The organism is Rhodococcus sp. PML026 (assembly GCF_000963615.1).
Lineage (GTDB): Bacteria > Actinomycetota > Actinomycetes > Mycobacteriales > Mycobacteriaceae > Rhodococcoides > Rhodococcoides fascians.
Map to the genome: position 1 here is coordinate 609,220 of NZ_KQ031376.1, position 22,955 is coordinate 632,174.

The 22,955-nt window shown below is 65.9% G+C and carries 18 protein-coding genes; 3 read left to right on the forward strand and 15 right to left on the reverse strand.

Features of this window, described 5'->3' with window-relative positions:
- Positions 1-12: 12 nt before the first annotated feature.
- Positions 13-1,269: an MFS transporter gene (locus VF34_RS22435; RefSeq protein ID WP_032373074.1), complete on the reverse strand. Its 1,257-nt coding sequence runs from the start codon at positions 1,267-1,269 to the stop codon at positions 13-15.
- 39 nt (positions 1,270-1,308) lie between these two features.
- Here VF34_RS22435 and VF34_RS22440 point away from each other — a divergent pair, with 39 nt between their 5' ends.
- Positions 1,309-3,339 (forward strand): ABC transporter ATP-binding protein, encoded by a 2,031-nt coding sequence (locus VF34_RS22440; RefSeq protein WP_196249513.1) that lies wholly within the window; start codon positions 1,309-1,311, stop codon positions 3,337-3,339.
- Positions 3,336-4,073, forward strand: a complete 738-nt coding sequence (locus tag VF34_RS22445) for an energy-coupling factor transporter transmembrane component T family protein (protein WP_032373075.1) — start codon at positions 3,336-3,338, stop codon at positions 4,071-4,073. The genes VF34_RS22440 and VF34_RS22445 overlap by 4 nt, the downstream gene beginning before the upstream one ends.
- 1 nt (position 4,074) lies before the next feature.
- Here the strand turns inward: VF34_RS22445 and VF34_RS22450 are convergent, their stop codons facing one another.
- The 14 genes from VF34_RS22450 to VF34_RS22515 form a co-directional block, all read right to left on the reverse strand.
- Positions 4,075-5,730: a VWA domain-containing protein gene (locus VF34_RS22450; protein ID WP_032373076.1), complete on the reverse strand. Its 1,656-nt coding sequence runs from the start codon at positions 5,728-5,730 to the stop codon at positions 4,075-4,077.
- 103 nt (positions 5,731-5,833) lie between these two features.
- Entirely contained in the window at positions 5,834-7,465 is a 1,632-nt protein-coding gene (locus VF34_RS22455; protein WP_032373077.1) for a VWA domain-containing protein, read from the reverse strand.
- A gap of 20 nt (positions 7,466-7,485) precedes the next feature.
- Entirely contained in the window at positions 7,486-7,917 is a 432-nt protein-coding gene (locus VF34_RS22460; RefSeq protein WP_027495972.1) for a type II toxin-antitoxin system Rv0910 family toxin, read from the reverse strand.
- An 84-nt stretch (positions 7,918-8,001) separates the two neighbouring features.
- The gene (locus tag VF34_RS22465; RefSeq protein WP_032373078.1) at positions 8,002-9,636 is read right to left on the reverse strand and encodes a solute symporter family protein; all 1,635 of its coding nucleotides are present in this window, start codon (positions 9,634-9,636) and stop codon (positions 8,002-8,004) included.
- On the reverse strand, positions 9,633-9,932 hold the full coding sequence (locus VF34_RS22470; protein WP_032373139.1) for a DUF485 domain-containing protein: 300 nt from the start codon (positions 9,930-9,932) through the stop codon (positions 9,633-9,635). Before VF34_RS22470 ends, VF34_RS22465 begins: the two co-directional genes overlap by 4 nt.
- 201 nt (positions 9,933-10,133) lie before the next feature.
- Positions 10,134-11,876 (reverse strand): sodium/solute symporter, encoded by a 1,743-nt coding sequence (locus VF34_RS22475; RefSeq protein WP_032373079.1) that lies wholly within the window; start codon positions 11,874-11,876, stop codon positions 10,134-10,136.
- A 6-nt stretch (positions 11,877-11,882) separates the two neighbouring features.
- Positions 11,883-12,242, reverse strand: a complete 360-nt coding sequence (locus tag VF34_RS22480; protein ID WP_027495968.1) for a hypothetical protein — start codon at positions 12,240-12,242, stop codon at positions 11,883-11,885.
- Between the two features lie 13 nt (positions 12,243-12,255).
- Positions 12,256-13,059 carry a LytR/AlgR family response regulator transcription factor gene (locus VF34_RS22485; RefSeq protein WP_032373080.1) on the reverse strand — a complete coding sequence of 268 codons (804 nt, stop codon included), beginning with the start codon at positions 13,057-13,059 and terminating at the stop codon, positions 12,256-12,258.
- Positions 13,056-14,228: a sensor histidine kinase gene (locus VF34_RS22490; RefSeq protein ID WP_032373081.1), complete on the reverse strand. Its 1,173-nt coding sequence runs from the start codon at positions 14,226-14,228 to the stop codon at positions 13,056-13,058. Before VF34_RS22490 ends, VF34_RS22485 begins: the two co-directional genes overlap by 4 nt.
- On the reverse strand, positions 14,225-15,406 hold the full coding sequence (locus VF34_RS22495; protein WP_032373082.1) for an alpha/beta hydrolase family protein: 1,182 nt from the start codon (positions 15,404-15,406) through the stop codon (positions 14,225-14,227). The genes VF34_RS22490 and VF34_RS22495 overlap by 4 nt, the downstream gene beginning before the upstream one ends.
- A gap of 29 nt (positions 15,407-15,435) precedes the next feature.
- The gene (locus VF34_RS22500) at positions 15,436-17,061 is read right to left on the reverse strand and encodes a Na+/H+ antiporter (protein WP_032373083.1); all 1,626 of its coding nucleotides are present in this window, start codon (positions 17,059-17,061) and stop codon (positions 15,436-15,438) included.
- A gap of 76 nt (positions 17,062-17,137) precedes the next feature.
- On the reverse strand, positions 17,138-17,326 hold the full coding sequence (locus tag VF34_RS22505) for an antitoxin (protein ID WP_032373084.1): 189 nt from the start codon (positions 17,324-17,326) through the stop codon (positions 17,138-17,140).
- Between the two features lie 41 nt (positions 17,327-17,367).
- Positions 17,368-19,764, reverse strand: a complete 2,397-nt coding sequence (locus VF34_RS22510) for an HAD-IC family P-type ATPase (RefSeq protein ID WP_032373085.1) — start codon at positions 19,762-19,764, stop codon at positions 17,368-17,370.
- Between the two features lie 54 nt (positions 19,765-19,818).
- The gene (locus VF34_RS22515) at positions 19,819-20,934 is read right to left on the reverse strand and encodes an MBL fold metallo-hydrolase (RefSeq protein ID WP_032373140.1); all 1,116 of its coding nucleotides are present in this window, start codon (positions 20,932-20,934) and stop codon (positions 19,819-19,821) included.
- A 94-nt stretch (positions 20,935-21,028) separates the two neighbouring features.
- On the opposite strand from VF34_RS22515, the gene htpG reads away from it, so the two are divergent.
- Positions 21,029-22,954 (forward strand): molecular chaperone HtpG, encoded by a 1,926-nt coding sequence (htpG, locus tag VF34_RS22520; RefSeq protein ID WP_032373086.1) that lies wholly within the window; start codon positions 21,029-21,031, stop codon positions 22,952-22,954.
- The last annotated feature ends 1 nt before the right edge of the window (position 22,955 follow it).

Here is a 22,955-nt window from a genome sequence, read left to right on the forward strand (position 1 = left end):
GGAAAGCCCTCGCTACGAGGGCTTTCCTGTTCTGATGCTCACCACGGCCGCAACCGCGCACAAGCCGGCCGCACCGAACCACGCCATCGTGTATGCGCCGGTGGCGTCGCGCACGACGCCTGCGACGACGGACGCGATGCCCGCTCCGATCTGGTGTGAGGCGAAGACCCACCCGAACACCAGAGAACCCTTGTCGCCGAACACCTCTCGGCACAGAGCAATCGTGGGCGGAACCGTTGCCACCCAATCCAGTCCGTAGATCACCACGAAGATGACGATCGACGGTTGGATGGTCGCCGACAGCAACCACGGCAGAAACAGCAGCGAGATTCCGCGAAAGCCGTAATAGGCCGCCAACAGATACCGCGGATTCATTCGATCGGTCAGCCAACCCGATGCGATCGTCCCGACGATGTCGAAGATTCCCACCACCGCCAGCAGACCCGCTGCGGTGGTTTCGTGCATTCCGTGGTCGTGCGCAGACGGTATGAAGTGAGTTCCGATGAGCCCGTTGGTCGTTGCGCCACAGATCGCGAATCCGAGCACCAACGCCCAGAAGGTTCGTACTCGGCTCGCGTCGCGTAGAGCCTGCACCGCTGCGCGCGCGGGGTTCACGGTCGACACCGCCGCCGGCGGGACGTAGTCGGCGGGTGCGCCGTACGGAGTCACACCGACATCGGCCGGCATGTTGCGCAGCCACCGCAACACGAACGGCACCACGATCAGCGAGCCCCCGGCGATGAGGAACGACGCTGCGCGCCAACCGGATCGGTCGACCAGCTGAGCGATCAACGGCAGAAAGATCAACTGCCCCGTCGCGCTGCCCGCGGTCAACACGCCCGAGACGAGCCCTCGACGCTGTACGAACCATCGATTCGTCACCACCGCCGCGAACACCAGAGCCATCGACCCGGTGCCCAACCCGATCATGACGCCCCACGTCAACACCAACTGCCATGCCTGGGTCACGAACACACTCAGAGCGCTGCCCGCGGCCACGACGACCAACGCCGTCGACGTCACAGCTCGGATCCCGAAACGCTCCATCAACGCCGCGGCGAACGGTGCCGTCAGACCGAACAGCACCAGGTTGACGCCCACCGCCAGCGACAGCATCGACCGCGGCCAACCGAACTCCTCCTGCAGCGGCACCATCAACACACTCGGTGCGGCCCGGAACCCCGCCGCACCGACGAGAGCGAGGAAGGCCACCGCGGCGACGATCCATGCCGGATGAAGTAGCCTGCGGCTCGCGATCTCGGAAGTCACGCAGACAGTGTGCCTCAGTCGAGCTGGCACACTGGAGCGGTGACCGTCAGCGCTGCCCACCGTCCCGAGTCCGGGCCCCTCGGTCCGCAAGAATTGGCGACCGCTGCGGTGATGAGCAGCTTCACCGTCGCGCTGACGGTGATCGGCGTGCTGGTGCCGATGGCAGCGATTCTGCAGGTAGTCGCCGCTATTCCCATGTCGGTGGTGGCCCTTCGCTATCGCACGCGAGCATTGGTCACCTCAGCGGTGGCGGGCATACTCGTAGGATTCGTCGCGGCCGGCACTCAGACGGCGCTCACCGTGGCCAGTGCGGCATTGCTGGGCGGTCTGGTCGGCCGGGCGAAGCGCCGGAAACAAGGCCTGTTCGGCGTGCTCGTCACGTCGGCAATCGTCGGACCGGCACTCGGAGCCCTCGCGGTGCTGTTGCTGCTGATCCTCGTCCCGCTACGGCAGCTGTTTCTCGAGACGCTCCGCAACACCATCGAAGGCATCTCCCGACTGTTCGAGCGGGTATCCGCCCCGCAGGCCATCCCCGATGTCATTCGCAGCAGCAGCACAGCGGTACTCGACAACTGGTGGTGGTGGGTCGGCGGGTCCATCGCATTCGGCATCGTCACCGGAACTCTGTTCGCGTGGCTGATCCTCACCGCCATCCTCGATCGCCTCTCGGCCATCCCCACACCGGAGCCGTTCGTCTCGGGCATCGACGACGAGATCGTGCCACTGCCCGTCACCCTGACCGCCGTGGGCTACCGGTATCCCGGTAGCAGATCGGCAGCGTTGAGCGGCATCGACCTGCACATCGAACCGGGAGAATTCGTCGCGATCGTCGGCCACAACGGATCCGGCAAATCCACGCTGACGCGCATCCTCGCAGGCCGTGAACCCTCCGAGGGCTCGGTGACTCGTCCCGGCTCCACCGGACTCGGCCGGTACGGCGGCACCGCAGTGGTGTTGCAGCGACCCGAAAGTCAGATCCTCGGCACCCGCGTCGCCGACGACGTCGTATGGGGACTGCCACCCGGCGACTCTCGTCCCGACGTCGACGCCTTGCTCGACGAGGTGGGGTTGAGCGGCATGGGTGCTCGCGACACGGCCTCGCTTTCCGGCGGCGAGATGCAGCGACTTGCCGTCGCCGCGGCCCTGGCTCGTCGCCCCGCTCTGCTGATCGCCGACGAGGCAACCGCCATGATCGACGCCTCGGGCCGGGAACATCTGGTCTCATTACTCGCGGCACTGCCCCGTCGGCACGGGATGTCGGTCGTACTCGTCACCCATCATGTCTCGGAAACTGTTGCCGCTGATCGCGTCGTACATCTGCACGAGGGCATGCAGGTGCAGCACGACACTCTGTGGATGCAGACCAGGACCGGCAACGCTGCTGTGCTGCACGACAATTCGAGCCCGCGCCTGCTCGAACTACGCGACGTGCGGCACGTCTACAACAGGCGCACCCCGTGGGCACAATCGGCGTTGAACGGCGTCGACATCACCGTCAAGCGAGGCGAGGGAGTTCTCGTTCTCGGCGGAAACGGTTCGGGCAAGTCGACTTTGGCGTGGATCATGGCCGGGCTCACCGGGCCCACCACCGGCGGCGCGCAGCTCGACGGCAAGGCGATGACGTCGCGAGTCGGCGACGTCGGGCTGGCCTTTCAGCATTCGCGCCTGCAATTGCAGCGGCGCACCGTCTCCGAGGACATCGCCGCGGCCGCGGGACCCGAAACCGGCTCTGCCACAGTGTCGGCCGCGATGGATGCCGTCGGCCTCGACCGGTCACTGGCCGCCCGCGACGTCGACTCGCTCAGCGGCGGGCAGATGCGACGCGTGGTGCTGGCCGGTCTGATCGCTCGTCGACCCCGCATCTTGGTGCTCGACGAGCCGCTGGCCGGACTCGACCCGCCCGGACGCGACGACATCATCGGCGTCCTCGCCGGCCTGCGTGAGCGCGGCGTATCGATCGTGGTCATCTCGCACGACGTGGACGGTATGGACGCCGTCTGCAGTCGAACCATCACGATGGCCGACGGCCACATCGTCTCCGATTCGATTCATGGGAGCGTGCATTCGTGACGACCGTCGTACTGCGCCAGGTTCCGCGGTTCTCACCCATTCACCGGCTGTGGGCGGGCACCAAGCTCATCGTGGTGTTGCTGCTCAGCATCACCCTCGTCGTGGCTCCGACGTGGCCTGCCCTCGGCATCGTGTTCGCGCTGCTGGTCGTCGCGGCTGTCATCGCCCACATTCCGATCACGGCTCTACCTCGGCCACCGTGGTGGATCTGGGCGCTCTTCGGTGTCGGAGCACTGATCAATCTGCCCATCGGCGGCGCAGCGGTTCTGCTGTACTTCCGTGCCACGCTGTTCGTGTTCGTTCTGCTCGGCGCATCGATGATGATCGGGTGGACGACGTCGATGAGCGACATCGCTCCGGCGGTGTCGAAACTCGGTGCACCGCTGAAGAAGCTGAAGCTGCCGGTCGACGAGTGGGCGATCGCCGTGGCGCTCAGCCTGCGGTCGCTTCCGCTGCTCATCGAGGAGATGCGCACCCTCAACGCCGCCCGACGGCTGCGACCGAAACCCGTGGTCAACAGTGCGTCGGACAATTCGCTGGTCGACATCGTGACCACGGTGATGTCGGTGGCCATCAGGCGCGCGGACGAGATGGGTGAAGCCATCACCGCACGCGGGGGCACCGGCATGATCACCGCCACCGAGGCACGTTTCAAGGCCTCGGACGCGGCGACTCTGGTGGTGGTGACGCTGGCCTGCGCGGCCGCGATCGCGATCAGCTTCCTGCTGCGGTGAGCTACTCCCCCGCGAGACGCTCGGTGCGTGAGTTCAACGCCTTGACGAACACGTCCGGGATATCGCGGGGATCCTCCGCGACATAGCTCGTACCACCGGTGGCCGCGGAGATCTGCTGCAGCGCAACCGGATCGGCATCACTGGTGACGCCGACCGTGATGATCACGATGGGACGCACCGGATCCTGCTCCTTCTGCAGGGCGGCGAGAAGCTGGTCCAGGGAAATACTGCCGTTGTCCTCGTTCGCGCCGTCGGTGAGGATGATGACGCTGTTGACGTAATCGGGGTCGTAGCCCTCCTTGACACGTCGGAACGCCGCCAGCGTCGTGTCGTAGAGTCCGGTCCCGCCTCCGACCAGAGCCGGTAGCCCACGGACTGCATCGAGAATGGCCTGACGCTGCGGCTTACCGTCGAACGTGTTGCTGACCGGGCCGAGCGGCACCAGTTCTCGATAGTCCTGCTTTCCACCACCGAGTCCGATGGAGAAGGCCCACAGCCCCATCTGCGTCTGGTCGCTGAACAGATCGTTGGCACCGAGCGAGGCATCGACGGTCAACGCGATGCGGGTGGAGTCGCCGGATTTCGCCGCCATCGAACCCGATACGTCCTCGACGACGAGGGTCCGGAGCGGCAACGCGAGCACCGCCCAGTCGCGCAGCGTCGTCTCGATCGACAGCGGATTCTTGATTTCCAACGCGGCGACCGAGCCGACGCCTCTGCCGTCGGCCAAGGGGGTTCCACTCGACGTTCGGAAGCCGGCTGCAACGAGTGTGTCCGTCGCCGACTGCGAGGCCAGCACCGACGCCAACGCGGCCCCGGCGGCCTTGACGCGGTCGTACTCCGGCCCGGCCGGAGCCGTGACGGCGAGGGGGTAGTTGAGGAAGTAGCTGCCCGTCGGCGGCACCGACTCGGTGAGCGACGATCCGGGGTTCGCTGCCTCGTAGGCCAGCACGGCCTGTTCGGTGGCGACGCTGGTTCCGCCCTCGGTCGCCACCTGGGCGACGAGGTCCGGGGTGTCGTGGGGCGTGTCGGCTATCCGGCCGAAGTCCTGTGCCATGGGCACCAGAGCGGCGGACACGGCTTTGGCGTCGGAGATCGCGACCTCGGACTCGGCCAGCGCACCGAGGATCGCAGCGTTGGACGCACTACTGGTGAGCGGATCGCCGATGCGTTGGCCCGGCATCTGCAGCACGCTGAGCCAGGTGTCGGTCACCGGAGCGGCCTCGGAGGCCGACACCAGCACGGGCAGTGTGTTCGCCACCGATGTCTTGGCGAGTTCGGGCAGGGCTCCGGTCGAACGCAAAGTCTTGAGCAGCCACAACGTCGAGTCCGGGATCCACAGGTCGGGGCGCTTCTCGTCGGTACCTGCGATCTCGGTCGCCGTGTCGGTGGGGCGCTCGGCCCGCACCTCGAAGTCGACGCAGCCGCGGTCCACCTCGCCCGCCTGGGCCAGGATCTGCTGCACCGGTTCGGCGATCGAGGTGTCCACCGCGAGCGAGACCGTGTCCAGCGATTCGCACGAGTCCGAACCCGCTGCGCGTACGGCCTGGACGCCGAACCAGCCTCCGGCCGCGACCACGACTACTGCCAGCGCGGCCGCGCCCCAGGTCACGGCAGGACTGAACCTGCGACTACTGCCGCTGTGACGTCCCGACATCGCTGGCTCCCCTACCTATACCCCCGAGACGACTGTGTTGCGGGACTTCTCCGCACTACCCCACGTGACGGAGAGCACGCGGCGCACAGCATAGCCGCTCCCGTCAGCGACCGGAACGGCTTCTCAGTGCATTGACGAAGACGTTCGGTATTTCGGCGGGGTTTCGCGCCACGAAGCTGGTACCCCCGGTGGCAGCAGAAATTTGTTGCAGCACACCCGCATCGGCGTCGTCGGTGATACCGATGGTGACGATGACGACCGGACGAGACGGGTCCTGTTCGGTACGCAGTGTGGCCAGCAGCTCGTCGAGCGAGATGCTGTTCGGGTCCTCGTTGGCACCGTCGGTGAGGATGATGACGCTGTTCACCGCGTCGGGGTCGTAGCCCTGCTGCACGGTGCGGAACGCGGCCAACGTGGTGTCGTACAGTCCGGTTCCACCACCGACCAGGGACGGAAGGGTGCGGGTCTGCTGCAGCAGCACTTCCCGCTGGGTCGTGTTGCCGACCTTCTCGTCCATGCGCCGGATCGGTGCCAGCTCACGGTAATCCTGATCGCCGCCGCCGAGTCCGATGGAGAAGGCCCACAATCCCATCGACGCGTTGTCGGGAAACAGTCGATTCCCGGTCTCGCTGGCCTGCACCGTCATCGCGATCCGGGTGTTCGCCCCGGCGCTGTAGTTCATCGAGCCGGACACGTCTTCCATCACGAGCGTTCGCGACGGGAGCGCCAGCACCTGATATTGACGCAGCACCGATTCGGCAGCCTGCTGGTCGCCGATCGCCAGACTCTCGACGGCACCGATACCACGATCCGAATCGAGGGGCGCGTCGTCTTCCGACCGAAAACCGGCCTCGGACAACATCTCCCGACCTCGATCGGATTCGATGACCGCGGCCAGTGCGGTGCCGACCGACTTCGCGCTGTCGTGCCGCTCGCCTGCAGGCTCGGTGACGGCCAGCGGGAAGTTCAGAAAGATGCTGCCCGTCGGCGGCACCGTCGCACCGAGTTCGGCACCGGTGTCGTTTCGGTACTGCAACATGGTCTGCTCGGACACCACGGCCACGCCGCCGTCGGCCACCAGATCGTCCAACCGGGTGGTGGGATCGGCTTCGCCTCGGGTGGCGGCCTGAGCCTGAGCGATCGGCACGAGCGCCGTGGACACCGCATCGAGGGCCTTCTTGTCTCCACCCGCCTCGGCTACCGCCCCGAGGATCGCCGCGTCGGAGATGGTGTTGGCCAACGGATTACCGATGCGCAAACCTTCGAGCTTCAGTGCGGTGAGCCACGTGTCGAAGAACGGAACCTCGTCCTTGCGGGTTGCGAGGACGGCCGGGGTGCTCGCCACCGACTGGCTCGCCAGGTCGATCAGCGAGGCGGTCGATCGCACTGTCTTGCCGACCCACAGCGACGAATCGGGAATCCAGAGCGAGGGAACGTCGTCGCCTTTGGCCACTGCGGCCGACACCTGACCCGACTCCATCGCCGTCACCGCCACCTCGGCACAACCGAGATCCTCGGGCGCGGAGTCGTCGACGATCTTCTGCAGTACCGGCGCGATCGCGGGGTCGGCAGCCAACGTGTAGTTCGACGGGTCACCGCAGTCGCTGCCGAAGACCTTCTGCGCCACGAACACTCCGCCTGCGACGATCAGAAGCAGGACGACGGCAACGACGACGTACTTGGCGAACCCTCTGTTGCCCGTCGCGGACGACGGCGCACTGTGCCTACCGGGCATGTATCTCCACTCCTACACCGTCAGGCGTAGATCTTGACGAACGTCTTCAGCGAGTTCTCGATGTCGCCCTTGAGCGCGCGAGCGACACCGGACCCGATGGGTCCGAACAACGGGGCACCGCCCAGGTTGACGTCGATCGTGATCTCGGACCCGTCACCCTTGGACTTCACAGACAGGTCGAGACCGATCTTCACTCCGCCCTTACCGTTGCCCTTGAGCTCGAGCTTCCGGGGCGGATCGTAGGACTCGATCTTCCACGAGACGCGGTTGCGCATGCCCTTCACGCTGGCGATGGAGTCCAGGGTGGTGCCGACGGCCAGCTGCTCGGGCAGCTCACCGCGCCACGCTTCGTGGATGGAGAGCCACTGCTCGTAGCCGGACAGATCGGACGCATGCGCCCACGTCTGCTCGGGAGTCAGCGGGACGTCGAGGGAAACCTTCAGCTTGGCCACAGCAGGGATGGTAACCGCTGGACGAAAAATGCCCGTGTGAGGCCTTGCTCACACGGGCACTTCGCGAACAGTTCTACAGGTGGATCAGTGGGCGCTGGCCTTCTCCGCACCGATGCCGGTGAGAGAGCGAACCTCCATCTCGGCCTGCTTGTCGGTGTTCTCGGTGTCCTTCGAGATCAGCGTTCCGACGATACCGAGGATGAATGCCAACGGAATCGACACGATGCCGGGGTTGGACAGCGGGAACCATGCGAAGTCCGAGCCGGGGATCATCGACGTCTTCGATCCCGACACGGCCGGGGAGAAGATGATCAGCACGATCGTCGAGATCAGGCCGCCGTACATGCTGAACAGTGCGCCCGTGGTGGTGAAGCGACGCCAGAACAGCGAGTACAGGATGGTCGGCAGGTTCGCTGCTGCCGCGACGGCGAACGCCAGCGCCACCAGGAAGGCGATGTTCTGCCCGTTCGCGAGGATGCCGAGGCCGATGGCCAGGATGCCGATGACGACGGCCGTGATCCGCGAGACCTTGACCTGCTTCTTGTCGTCGACCTTGCCCTTCTTGATGACGCTCGCATAGATGTCGTGAGCGAACGACGCCGACGCGGTGATCGTCAATCCGGCGACGACGGCGAGGATGGTCGCGAAGGCGACCGCAGAGATGACGCCGAGCAGAATGACGCCGCCGAGCTCGAAGGCCAGCAGCGGGGCTGCGGAGTTCTGACCGCCGGCGGAGGCCAGGATGCGGTCGGGTCCGACGATCGCTGCGGCGCCGTAGCCGAGCACGAGGGTGAACAGGTAGAACGCACCGATGAGCGCGATGGCCCACACGACACTGCGACGAGCTTCCTTGGCGGTGGGCACCGTGTAGAAGCGCATCAGCACGTGCGGCAGACCTGCCGTACCGAGGACGAGTGCGATGCCGAGCGACAGGAAGTTGATCTTCGAGGTGGCGCTGCCGCCGTACTGGGCACCGGGCTCGATGACGTCACGAGCACCGACGATCGGGTCGGCCGAGCTCGACACCATCGCCTGCGCGCTGCCGAGAAGCTCGGAGAAGTTCAGGCCGAACTTGGCGAGCACGAGCACGGTCATGAATGCGGCACCGGCGATGAGCAGAACGGCCTTGATGATCTGCACCCACGTGGTGCCCTTCATACCGCCGATGAGCACGTACGCGATCATCAGCACACCGACGATGGCGATCACGATGGACTGTCCGGTGCGGTCGGAGATGTCGAGCAGCAGTGCGACGAGTCCGCCTGCGCCTGCCATCTGAGCCAACAGGTAGAACAGCGACACCGTCAGCGTCGACAGTGCGGCCGCGGTACGAACCGGGCCTTGCTTGAGCCGGAAGCTCAGCACGTCCGCCATCGTGAACTTGCCGGTGTTCCTGAGCAATTCGGCAACGAGCAGGAGCGCGACGAGCCAGGCGACGAGGAACCCGATGGAGTACAGGAAGCCGTCGTAGCCGTAGACGGCGATGGCACCGGCGATACCGAGAAAGCTTGCGGCCGAGAGGTAGTCACCGGCAATGGCGACGCCGTTCTGCGGTCCGGAGAATCCGCCGCCCGCGGTGAAGAACTCCGCAGACGTCGCGTTCTTCTTGGAGGCGCGAATGACGACGGCCATCGTGATGAGGACGAACGCGCCGAAGATCGCGATATTGACGAGCGGTTCACCGACGGTGGTGTCGGCGGCCTGGGCTAGTACATTCACGACTTCGCTCCCTGGGAGGCTTCCATCTCGGCGCGCAGGGCTGCGGCGCGAGGATCGAGTTCACGGTTGGCGAACCGCACGTAGATGCCGGTGATGGCGAACGTGGTGACGAACTGGCCGAGGCCGAGCAGCAGACCGACGTTGATGTTGCCCCACACCTTGGTCGACATGAAGTCGACGGCGTAGGTGCTGAGCAGCACGTAGATGACGTACCAGACCAGGAAGAACCCGGCCATCGGGAACACGAAGCTACGCAGGCGGTGCCGGAGTTCCTGGAACTCGGGACTGGCCTGCATGTCGACGAACGCTTGCGCGTCCGGTGGCGAATTGGTTTCCGGTGCGGTCACCTTGGACTCCTGAAGTAGATGTGAGCTGTAGCTGACTCGGAACAGTAGTGAGAGTCAGGTCACAACATCAGGGGGTGGCGTCGATCACACGACGGGCTGCGGGAGTGTGCGACGAGCGGTAGCGCAGACCCGACGAACGGCCTCCTCTCGCTACAGCTCGCGCTCTCGGTCTTTGCCCATGTCGAGGCCTTCGGGCAGGTGCAATCGGGCGAAGATTCGGGAGATGTCCGACGGCACTGTTCGCCGGGTGGCGAGGCTGACGACGATCATCGCGGCGAAGGCCACGGGAACGCTGACCGCGGCCGGGTAGCCGAGTATCGCTGCCGCCCAGCCCCCGAGGACGCCGTCGGAGATGGGGGTGACGACGGAGATCGACGCGGCGACGAGGGAGAGTCCGCCGCCGAGGAACAGCCCGGCCGCGGCTCCTGCTGCGGTGAGTCCGCGCCACCAGATGCCGAGCACGAGCAGCGGACACAGCGTGGACGCGGCGACGGCGAACACGAGCCCGACGGTACGCGAGAGATCCAGTGAGACAACGCCGATCGACAGTGCAAGTGGCACTGCGCCGGCAAGGACGGCCGCGACACGAAAGTCTCGGACCTTGCCCGAGAGCACGTCGGTGCTCAGGACACCCGCGATGCTGACCAGCAGGCCGGACGACGTGGACAGGAAGGCGGCGATAGCACCGGCGGCGACGAGTGCGGCCAGCAGCTGGCCGGGTACCCCCGACAGCACGGAGCCGGGCAGCAGCAACACTGCGGCGTCGGAGGCACCGGTGATGAGCAGTTGCGGCACGTAGAGCCGGGCGAACACTCCGAGGACCGTCGGGAACAGATAGAACGTGCCGAGCAGCGCCAGCACGGTCAGCGAGGTCAATCGCGCGGCTCGGCCGTCGGGGTTGGTGTAGAACCGCACCAGCACGTGCGGCAGCCCGAGGGTGCCGAGGAACGTGGCCAGGATCAGTGAATACACCTGGTAGAGCGGGTGCTGACCGCCCAGTCCCCCGCCGGGCATCGCCCAGGCGCGGTCGGTGGTCGGCGCGCCGGCGACTACCGGAACCGGCGAGCCTGCGTCGAGGGTGAGCAGTGTCCCGGACCCGAGCCGGTGTTCGCCGGCATCGAGAGTCACACGTCCGTCGACGCTCTGCTCGTCCAGGGTTCCTGCCACGGACACCACGATCGGCGAGTCGACCTGCACGAGCACGTCGGTGGTGATGTCGACCCGGGTCTGCTCGGCGACGGTCGGCGGGGCCGCGGTACCGACGCTGCGGTCGTCGGCGACGAAGTGGACGGTCAACACCAGCGCAGGGATGGCGATCGCGGTGAGCTTGAGCCAGTACTGGAACGCCTGCACGAAGGTGATCGAGCGCATTCCGCCGCCGACGACGTTCGCGATGACGATCAGACCGACCGCGAGTGCTCCCACCCAGCCCGGCACCCCGAGGAGGATGTTCAGCGTCAGGCCTGCGCCCTGGAACTGCGGCACCAGATACAGCGCGCAGATCACCACCACCACGAGCATGGCCACGGTACGCAACCATGGTGCGCCGAGCCGGAATTCGACGAAGTCGGGCACCGTGTACGCACCGCTCCTGCGCAGTGGGGCGGCGACGAAGAGCAGCAGACCGAGATAGCCTGCGGTGAAGCCGACGGGATACCACAGCGCATCGGCACCGTACTTGGCGATGAGCCCCGCGACACCGAGAAACGATGCGGCAGAAAGGTATTCACCCGAGATAGCCGCGGCGTTCCACCGCGGTCCGACGGTCCGCGAGGCCACCAGGAAGTCGGAGGTGGTGCGCGCCAACCGAACTCCGTAGACACCGATGCCGACGGTGGCCAGCGCGGCCACGATCAACGCAATCAATGTCGCGACGGGTATCGATCCGTTCACCGGCGCCTAGTCCTCGACCAGGCCGACGAACTCGGCCTCGTTACGCTCGGCGCGGCGCACGTACGCGCGGCCGACGCCGAACAGCAACGGATAGATGGCCACCCCCAGAAGCAACCACGGCAACCCGATACCGAACGGCGCGACATCGGTGAAACGGGTGAGCAGCATGCCCAGCAGGGGAATCGCGAACAGGATCGACAACGTCATCACTGCCAGGCGCAGCGACAGCAGGAGTTGCGCACGCACCAGGCTGCGCACCAGCGCGTCGCCCACCTCGGTTTGCTCCTGCACCTCGACGCGGGTGCGCACCAGGCGCGCGCCGCGGCGCTGCGAGAGCACCACCCGCTCCCGGTGCGGCTGACTCACCGCGCACCTCTCGTCACCGCGACGACCACGACTGCAGCGGACCGCGCACGAGCCGGTCCTTGAGTTCTCTGGTGTGCCGCCGGCTCACCGGTAGCTCGCAGGCCGGCAGCGCGCCGGTGGCGCGCAGACACACCACCAAGCCCGAACCGACGCTTCTGATTCCGGTGACCAACGGAAGCGAAACCAGATACGAACGATGCACTCGCAGGAAACCGGCATCGGCCCAACGACTTTCGAGAGCAGAGATGGGAATACGCACCAGGTGCGAACCGGTGGCGGTATGCAGCCGCGCGTAGTCACCGTCGGCCTCCACCCACGCCACCGACGACCGGTGCACCAGCGTGGTGGTTCCACCGAGCTCGACCGGGATGACCTCGTCGGCAGCCGATTCGCCCGACTCGGCGGGCCGACGACGGGCGAGCAGAACCCGTCGGACGGCCTCGGCCAAGCGGTCGTCGCGCAACGGCTTGAGGAGGTAGTCCACCGCGCCCAGATCGAAGGCAGCCAGTGCCCGATCGTCGTGCGCGGTGACGAACACGACCGCAGGTGGCCGAGCGAACGCCGACAGGATTCCGGCGAGCTCGAGGCCGTCGAGGCCGGGCATGTTGATGTCGAGGAACACTGCATCGACCACGGATTGACCGGAGGTCTGCTTGAGTTGGCGCAGGGCGGTGGTCGCGTCCTGCGCGGTGTACACCTCGGACACGGCCTCCTGCTCGCGCAGCAGGAAAGCCAGCTCGTCCAGGGCGGGCCGCTCGTCGTCGACCGCCAGCACGACCAGCCCGCGCGCGGCACCGGAGTTCGCTGGATGCGTCATGCCCGCACCCCCGGCCTGAACTTGGGCACCCGAAGGCTCACTTTCGTGCCTGCTCCCGGTGCGGTGTCCACGACGAGACCGTAGTCGTTTCCGAAGGCCGCCCGCAGCCGATCGTCCACGTTCGCCAGTCCGACGTGGGCCGCATCCTCGGTGTGCATGCTGCCCGATCGCAGTACCTCGGGGTCCATTCCCACTCCGTCGTCCTCGATGCTGATCACGGCGTCGGTGCCCTCGTCGGCGGCGATGATCGTGACGCGACCGCCGTCGGCCTTGCCCGACAACCCGTGCCGGACGGCGTTCTCCACCAGCGGCTGCAGTGCCAGAAAAGGCAGGGCCACCCCGAGCACCTCGGGAGCCACCTGCAGGGTGACCTGCAGCGAATCGCCGAACCGGGCCCGTTCGAGCGTCAGGTACCGATCGATGTTGCGTAGCTCGTCGGCGAGCACGGTGAATTCCCCGGCGTTGCGGAAGGAGTACCGGGTGAAATCGGCGAATTCGAGCACCAGTTCCCGTGCCCGATCCGGGTCGGTACGGACGAACGACGCGATGGTGCCCAGCGCGTTGTAGATGAAATGCGGGCTGATCTGGGCCCGGAGTGCACGCACCTCGGCTCGGTCCAACCGCGCCCGCGATGCGTCGAGTTCGGCGAGTTCGATCTGACCGAACGCGTAGCGCGCGACCTCGGCGATGGCCCCGAGCATCCCCGGCCCTGGTTCGGCCACCACCGCGGCACCGAGCACCCCCACCACCGGCGAATCCTCGTCGATCAACGGCTGCACCACCAGTGCTTTGACCTCGTGGATCGAGCCGAGCGGAAGCCGCACCAGCACTCGCCGCTGCCCGTCGACGGCGCGTCTGGCCGCCTCCACGAACGCCGGAGTCAACTCCGGCCACGGCCCGTCCCAGGCCAGCAGCGACGCACTCGGATCGCAGATACCCAATGCATCCGCCCCGGTCAGGACTCGAAGATGGGGAGCAGCGGCGGCAGCCGAGCGGGCATCGAGACCGTTCCGCAGCGGCTTCGCCGCCAACGACGCGGTATGCAGGGTGGCATGAACCGCGCGCTCCTCCGGGGTGGTCAGATCGCGTCGGCCACGCAGGCTGATCAGCGCGATGGCGGTGACGATCGCCGCCACGATCACCGCCATCCACGCCAGTGCCGCGGTCATCGTGCGCAGGTGGTCGAGTTGGGCACGTTCAGGAAACGCTCGACGAGCCAGTCGACGCCGATCGCGTTGGCGGCCAGATCCGCGTGCCCCTGCTCGGGTTCCGAACGCAGTTCCACGTCGTCGCCGAGTCCGCAGGCTTTCGCCACGGCGTCGCGAGTCCACTGCGGATCGATCAGGTCGTCGCGCTCGCCGACCAGAACGAACAGCGGAACATCGGTGCGGGACGTCGGCAGCGCCACCGATCGGAGCCAGTCCGTCATACGATTCGCGGCCCGGTCATCGGCCGGGACAGCATCGGCCGGATCGATGACGGCACCCGCGTCGGCCTTGGAGAAACCGAGCAGATCGCTGCACGCCGTCAGCGCGGTCACGTTGTCGGCGAAGGTGCCGCGGATGTAGTCGGAGCGCTCGACGCTCGGATCCGTGACGTGCAGACCCTCGTAGAGAAACGGCACCAGCAACTGACGGGACAGGGTCTGTTCGGTGTCGGCTGCGAAGTACCGCGTCAGATCGGCTGCAGGCGACAGCGCGGCGACTCCGACCAGTTCCAAACCGTCGCCGTACTCCGCATTGCGCTCGGCAGCGGCCCAGACTGCTTGTCCCCCTTGAGAAGTGCCGATGGCACCCCATCGGGTTCCGACGTCGGGCACCACGGTACGCGCGGCGCGCACGGCATCGATGACGTCGTAGGCCGCAGCATCGATGTTGAGATACGCCGGATCCCCCGGAGTCCCCAGACCCTGGTAATCCGTCACCACCACGACGGTGCCGCGCTCGAGGAAGGGCGTCACCAGGCCGATGGTGCCCAACAGGTTCGGATACAGCGAGGGCGCACACTCGTCGGTGACACCGGTGGTGCCGTGCCCGACCGAGACGATCGGCCAGCCACCGGCAGGCGCAGAACCCTTGGGCACGAACACCGTTGCCGATGCCTCGGTTCCGCCACCGGTGACGCCGTCGGTGGTGCGGTAGACGATCTTCGTGGCGGATCCGCCCAGAAATGCAACACCGATGTCGACCTGACCGAGCGGCATCGACGACACGATCGACCCGCGGCCGGAGCCCTCGGGTGCCGGATTCGACGTGGGTGCCGGAGCCACGGGAGGCACGGCAGGCGAACTGCACGCGGCGAGGGCGAACACGAGTGCCGCGGCGGCCACCAGTCCGGTCGACCTCACTGTCTCAGCGCTCCCATGGTGTTCGTCGTCTACGTCGTGCGTCGTTCGATGCGTGCCTCGGCCGCGATCTCTTCCACGTCCAGACCATTCAACACTGCGCGGAGGGCTTCGTCGTCCAACTCCCCCGAGTCGCGGGCGGCGATCAGTGCTGCCCGCTGCGCGACCAGGACATTGTGCCGCAGGGTGTCGAACAGCGCGCCGGCCGCCGCGATTCGCTTCTCCCGGTCCTCGGTCTCGTCCGCGTCCATCCGGGCCCGCACCGACCGTCGCACGCGCGCGATCACCTCGGCTACCCGGTCACTGTCGACGCCGGAGATGCCGTCCTTCGCGGCCCGCTCGAGGTAGGTCTCGGCAGCCGTGCGGGCGATGGCCTGCGAGAGCAATCGTTGGTTGTCGTTGCGTTGCTGCTCGAGTGGATCGGCGACGTCCAACCGCCGAATAAGGAGCGGGAGCGTCAGGCCCTGCAGCAGCAACGTTCCGACTGCGACGACGAACGCGACGGCTTGAATCACCGCCCGCCCGGGAAATTCGTCGCCGAGAACGGTGGTGAACGGAACACCCGCGGCTGCGGCGAGAGTCACCACCCCGCGCATCCCGGCCCACGACAGCACCAGGTTCTGCTGCCACGTCAGGCCGTCGGCCACCCCCTCGCGGCGAAACACCGTGCGAAAGAGCAGGTTTCTCCCCGAGTTGAAGAAGATCCAGGCCGGACGAACGACGATGACCACGAGCAGCACCAGCAGCGCGTACCCGAAAATGTGATGCACCGGAAGACCCTCGCGCTGCACCTCGGAGATGACGAACTTCAGCTGTAAACCCATGTACGCGAACACGAATGCTTCCAGCAGCAGGTCCACCGTCGGCCACACCTGGCGCTCCTGCACCCGGGTCGAGACCGACACGTCGGCCGTGACACGGCCCAGTACGAAACCTGCGGTGACGACGGCCAACACGCCGGACGCGTGGATCTCTTCCGCTGCCAGATACGCCGCGAACGGCAGGACGAGTCCGAGCACCGTCTCGAGCGCCGAGTCGGCGATCCGGTTTCGCACGAAACGAACGATGCGCGAGAGGACGAATCCGACCAGCACGCCGCCGACGATCTCGTACAGAAAGAACAGAACCGGTGAGCCGAGTTCGATACGACTGCCCGTCACCGACGCAACGGTCAAGGTGAACAGGGTCAACGCAGCCGCGTCGTTCACCAGGCTCTCCCCGGTGAGGATGGCCATCATTCTCGCGGGCAGGCCGAGCTTGCGGCCGACGGCGATCGCAGAGACCGCGTCGGGTGGGGCCACGACGGCACCGAGCACGAGGGCCGCGCCCAGGGTCAGCTCGGGAACGAGCAGGTTGGCGAAGTACCCGACGGCCACGGTCGTCACGATCACCATCACCAGACCGAGGCGCAGGATCTGACCGATGTTGCGGCGAAAACTGACGAAGGAGTAGTTCAGCGCCGCGGAGTACAGCAACGGCGGCAGCACGACACCGAGGATGAGCTGGGGCGAGAGACTGATGTGCGGTACGCCGGGCACGAACGATGCGATGGATCCGACGGTCACCAGAACGAGCGGGACCTGCAGGTCCAGACGCTTGGCGAATCCCGCGACCGCGATCGCGAAGATGACTACGAGAAGAAGTACCGGTCCGTCCACCCGCCCGATTCTGCCGCCCGCAGCGCCCTACGGCACCACCGACGACCCGAACACCGGGTGGACGGTCCGAATCGACCTACTTGTCCGGAATTGCCTTCTTGGCTGCTTCCTGCACCTTGTCGATCTTGTCCGCGTACTTGCCGCCGGTCTTGTTGTCGATCAAGTCCCCGGCCTTCTCCACGACGTCGTCGATCTTGTCCGCGTTCTCTGCCGCAAGGTCCTTGCCCTTGTCGACCATGCCCTTCAAATTGTCTGCGAAGCCCATGAAACTCTCCTGCCAGTCGGGTGAAACGGAACACCTGCAGTTTACGTTCGCTCCTGCCGGTTGCGCAGTACCGATCCGAATCGGTGGGCGACCTCGACGAGTGCGATACCGACAGCGCCGATGATCAACGCGCTCGTGGTGGCACCGACGTTCGAGGGATCGAGCTTGAAGAAGGTGCGGCAGAACGGGATTGCGAACAACAACAGGTATCCGCCGACGGATCCCGCGAGCAGCACCACCTTCCACCAGGTGTACGGCCGCGCGACGACGGCCAGGACCCACAGCGCGATCATGATCAACGTGATCAGTGCGGTGGTGCTCGCCTGGGTCACCTGTGTCTCGGTGGCGTTCGGACCCGCGTAGGCCAGCAGATACGACACGAACGTGCACGAGCCGACGATCAACCCGGACGGAACGGCCAACCGCATCACCCGCGAGACGAACCCGCTGCGTGCCCGTTCGTTGTTCGGGGCCAGCGAGAGCACGAACGCCGGAATGCCGATGGTGAACCACGCGGCGATGGTCACGTGCCTCGGCAGGAAGGGATACGGGATCGGCTCGAAATGGAAGACCTGCGACAGCACTCCCGAGAGCCCGATCAGAAACGCCAGCAACACCGAGTACACGGTCTTGGTCAGGAACAGGTTGGACACGCGCTCGATGTTGCCGATGACGCGTCGCCCCTCCCCTACGACATAGGGCAGCGTGGCGAACTTGTTGTCCAACAACACGATCTGCGCGACGGCACGCGTGGCCGCACTACCCGAGCCCATCGAGACACCGATATCGGCGTCCTTCAATGCGAGCACATCGTTGACGCCGTCACCGGTCATCGCAACGGTATGACCTCGAGACTGCAACGCGCCCACCATCGCACGCTTCTGGTCCGGCCGAACGCGGCCGAACGTCGTCGAGTTCTGCACGGAGTCGGCCAGTTGCTCGGAATCCTCGGGCAGGTCACGTGCGTCGATCGGGGCGTCGCCACCGGGAAGTCCGAGCGAGCCGGCGACCGCGCCGACCGACACGGCGTTGTCCCCGGAAATGACCTTGACCTGAACGTGCTGACTTGCGAAGTACTCCAACGTGTCTCGGGCGTCCTCGCGCACCTTCTGCTCGAGAATCACCAGAGCCCGCGGGGTGACGACTCCCGGCGCCGCGGTGTCGTCGACGGCGAGGTCACTGCTGGCGAGCAGCAGTACCCGCAGACCCTTGGAGCCGGCATCTTCGGCCTGTCGAGCGGTCTCCGAGGTCGGGTCGAGCAACACGTCCGGGGCACCGAGCAGCCAGTTACCGTGCTCGCCGTACGACAGACCGCTCCACTTCTTGGCCGAGGAGAACGGGGCCACCGCGCTCTGCGTCCACCCCGGCGCGTCGGGGTACGCCTCGGCTACGGCCTGCACACTGGCATTGGGCCGCGGGTCGTCGTACGCCAGAGACGCCAATACTTTTGGCACCGAGTCGGAGTCGTGCTCGTCGATCAACACCAATTCCGAGAGCCGCATGCCGTTCTCGGTGAGAGTGCCGGTCTTGTCGGCGCACACCACGTCGACGCGCGCGAGCCCCTCGATGGCAGGCAATTCCTGCACCAGGCACTGCCGTTGCCCGAGCCTGATGACACCCACCGCGAACGCGATCGACGTCATCAGCACCAGACCCTCGGGGACCATCGGGACCAGCGCCGCGACCATACCGTTCAAGGCAGGCCGCAGAGCCTGCCCGCTGGAGAACAATTGGTTGTAGATGATCAGCGCCCCGGCCGGAATCATCAGGTAGGTGATGAATTTCAGGATCTTGTCGATACCGCTGCGCAGCTCGGACTTGACCAGGGTGAACTTGCTGGCCTCTTCGGCGAGCTTGGCAGCATAGGCGTCGCGTCCGACCTTCGTTGCCCGGTAGGCCCCACTGCCCGAGACGACGAAGCTGCCCGAAAGTACCTGCGCTGCTTCGAGTTTGTGCACCGTATCGGCCTCACCGGTGAGCAGCGACTCGTCGATCTCCAGGCTTGCCGTCTCGATGACCTCGCCGTCGACGACGATCTGATCACCCGGTCCAAGTTCGACGATGTCACCGAGGACGACCTCGTCGGGCGGAATCTGTTGCGAGACACCGTCGCGTCGCACCTGCGGCTTGTTCTGACCGACGATGGCCAACCGATCCAGCGTGCGCTTCGCGCGGATCTCCTGAATGATTCCGATGCCACTGTTCGCGACGATCAACAGGCCGAACATGCCATCGATCACCGAGCCCGTCGAGAGCACGATGATCAGCAGCACACCGAGAATCGCGTTGATTCGGGTGAACACATTGCCCCGGACGATGTCGCGAACCGAGCGTGAAGCGCGAGCGGGAACGTCGTTCGATTTCCCCTCGGCCCGCAGTGCGGCGACCTCCGCCTCGGTCAGCCCGGTGTCCCGCTGTGCATCGGCGTCGATAGACATGCGTGCAGCCTAGTTGGGTCGTTCCGGCAGGCTCCACTCCTTGCCTAGTGGGGCTCAGCCCAGACGGGTCCACCAGCGATCGTCGGGCACGGTCCTCGTACCGTCGACGCGTTGACCCGGCATCGGCACCGCCACCTGCACTCCGACGTCCTGCGCGGCGGCGTGCAGCCGCACGATCGGCTCGGACCACGGGTGGAACGCCAGGTTGAACGTCGCCCAGTGGATCGGCACGAAGACCCCCGACGGCGTCAGATCGACGTGCGCCGTGACAGCCTCCTCGGGATTCATGTGGATGTCCGGCCACCGCACGTCGTAGGCCCCGACCGGAAGAAGCGTCAGGTCGAAGGGTCCGTACTTGCTGCCGATCTCGGCGAACTTCGGTGTGTAACCGGTGTCGCCGCCGAAGAAGACGCGTCGTACCGGACCGGCGAACGCCCAGGACGCCCACTGCGTCGAATCGCGAGTCAGGCCGCGTCCGGAAAAGTGACGAGCCTCGGTGCACGTGACGGTGAGGCCACCGATCGCCGTCTGCTCGTCCCAATCGAGTTCGATGATGCGCTCACCCGGCACCCGCCACTTGCGCAGGTGCGCGCCGATGCCCAGGGGCACGACGAAGGGAGCCGACTGCGTGCTCGCCAGCTTCTGCACCGTCGCCTTGTCCAGGTGGTCGTAATGATCGTGGGAGATCACGATGGCGTCGACCCGAGGTAGGTCCGTCAGGTCGACCGGCGTCGGATGCAGCCGTGCCGGGCCCACCACCGAGGACGGGGACACACGATTGCTCCACACCGGATCGGCCAGAATGCGATACCCGTCGACCTCGACGAGCACACTCGAATGTCCGTACCAGGTGACCGCCAGCTCGCCCGCGTCCACCGGCGCGATCGGCGGTGCCAGTGGGATCGGCCGCTGCGGCCTGCCCTTACCTCGCTCGGTGAACAGCGAGACGAGCATGTTCTTCTGCCCCTTCTCGCCGCGACCCGGGACGTAACTGGAGCTGGGGTCGGAGTTGTGGAATCGGCGGTCGCGGTAGCGCGGAGACCCGGCCGCGTACGGAGTGATGTGCGCTCTCCTGGCACCGATGGCCGACGGAAGCCCCCACAGCGCACGCGCCAACCATGCCCCGCCCAACGCTGCGGTTGCTCCTGCTGCCAACTTCGTCTTCGTCACGGGCACCACAGTAGGCGGCGCCGACGTCTTCGCAGCTCACCCGTAGCCTTGCCGTAGAATATTTGCGTCGGTTTTGCTGCTAGAAGGGGAGACATTGAGTACCGAACAGCTCGAATTCCAGGCGGAGACGCGTCAGCTCCTGGATCTGATGGTGCACTCCATCTACTCCAACAAGGACAGCTTTCTCCGTGAACTGATCTCGAACTCCTCGGACGCGCTGGACAAGCTGCGCCTGGAGTCGTACCGCAACAAGGATCTGGACGTCGACGTCTCGGATCTGCACATCGAGATCGACATCGACTCCTCCGCTCGTACCCTCACCATCCGGGACAACGGCATCGGCATGTCGCGCTCGGAGGTCATCGACCTCATCGGCACGCTCGCCAAGTCCGGCACCGCCGAGGTCCGCAAGAAGCTCAAGGAAGCCAAGGACGCAGCGGCTTCCGAGGAGCTGATCGGCCAGTTCGGCATCGGCTTCTACTCGACGTTCATGGTGGCCGAGAAGGTCACGCTCCTCACCCGCAAGGCCGGCGAGAGCACCGCCACCAAGTGGGAATCCACCGGCGAGGGCACCTACGAGATCACCGACGTCGACGACGCCCCGCAGGGTTCCTCGGTCACGCTGGCTCTCAAGGCCGCCGACGAGGAAGACCACCTCCACGACTACGCGTCCGAGCGCAAGATCAAGGAACTAATCAAGAAGTACTCGGACTTCATCGCCTGGCCCATTCGCATCGACGTCGAGAAGCGCGTCAAGAGCGAAGAGGAAGGCGGCGAGGACACCGTCACGATCGAGACGGAAACGATCAACTCACAGAAGGCGCTGTGGACCCGCTCCAAGGACGAGGTGTCCGAGGAGGAATACAAGGAGTTCTACAAGCACGTCAGCCACGCCTGGGACGAGCCGCTCGAGGTCATTCCGTTCAAGGCCGAGGGCACGTTCGAATACCAAGCGCTGCTGTTCATTCCGTCGCAGGCACCGTTCGACCTGTTCATGCGCGAGAGCAAGGCCGGCGTACACCTGTACGTCAAGCGCGTGTTCATCATGGACGATTCGCAGGAACTGCTGCCCGAGTACCTGCGCTTCGTCAAGGGTGTCGTCGACGCAGCGGACCTCTCGCTCAACGTTTCTCGCGAGATCCTGCAGCAGGACCGGCAGATCCGCGCGATCCGTCGTCGCCTGACCAAGAAGGTGCTCTCGACCGTCAAGGAGCTGCAGAGCGAGCAGCCCGACAAGTACAAGACGCTGTGGTCGCAGTTCGGCACGGTCCTCAAGGAAGGCCTGATCTCCGACTCCGACAACCGCGAAACCCTCTTGGGCATCTCGTCGTTCGCGTCCACCCACTCCGAAGAGGGTCTGACGACCCTCGCCGAGTACGTGGACCGGATGAAGGACGGCCAGCAGCAGATCTACTACATGACGGGCGAATCGCGTCAGCAGATCGAGAGCTCGCCGCACATGGAGGCGTTCAAGGCTCGCGGTCTCGAGGTGCTGCTGCTCACCGATTCGGTCGACGAGGTGTGGGTCGGCAACGTCACCGACTTCGACGGAAAGTCGTTCCAGTCCATCGCCAAGGGCGAGGTGGACCTCGACACCGAAGAGGAGAAGAAGGAGTCCGAGGCCAAGCGCGAGGAGCAGGACAAGGAATTCGCCGACCTGCTCACCTGGCTGACCGACACGCTCGGCGAGGACGTCAAGGAGGTACGTCTGTCGACGCGCCTGACGACGTCACCGGCCTGCGTCGTCGGTGACGAGTTCAGCTTCTCCCCGCAGCTCGAGAAGATGTACAAGGCCTCGGGCCAGTTCGTGCCGACCTCCAAGCGCATCCTCGAACTCAACCCGAACCACGACCTGGTGACGGGATTGAAGAAGGCCCGCGAGGATCGCAGCGACGATCCGCACCTCGCCGAGACCGCCGAATTGCTCTATGCGACGGCACTTCTCGCCGAGGGAACCGAGCTGAAGGATCCGGCGAAGTTCTCCAAGTTGCTCGCCGATCGGTTGACGCGCACCATCTGAG

Bases quoted from the DNA above. Each gene is read 5' to 3' on its own strand.
- VF34_RS22455 (WP_032373077.1), bottom strand. From the start codon at position 7,465: ATGCCCGGTAGGCACAGTGCGCCGTCGTCCGCGACGGGCAACAGAGGG.
- VF34_RS22470 (WP_032373139.1), bottom strand. From the start codon at position 9,932: ATGCAGGCCAGTCCCGAGTTCCAGGAACTCCGGCACCGCCTGCGTAGC.
- VF34_RS22485 (WP_032373080.1), bottom strand. From the start codon at position 13,059: ATGACGCATCCAGCGAACTCCGGTGCCGCGCGCGGGCTGGTCGTGCTG.
- VF34_RS22450 (WP_032373076.1), bottom strand. From the start codon at position 5,730: ATGTCGGGACGTCACAGCGGCAGTAGTCGCAGGTTCAGTCCTGCCGTG.
- VF34_RS22490 (WP_032373081.1), bottom strand. From the start codon at position 14,228: ATGACCGCGGCACTGGCGTGGATGGCGGTGATCGTGGCGGCGATCGTC.
- VF34_RS22510 (WP_032373085.1), bottom strand. From the start codon at position 19,764: ATGTCTATCGACGCCGATGCACAGCGGGACACCGGGCTGACCGAGGCG.
- VF34_RS22505 (WP_032373084.1), bottom strand. From the start codon at position 17,326: ATGGGCTTCGCAGACAATTTGAAGGGCATGGTCGACAAGGGCAAGGAC.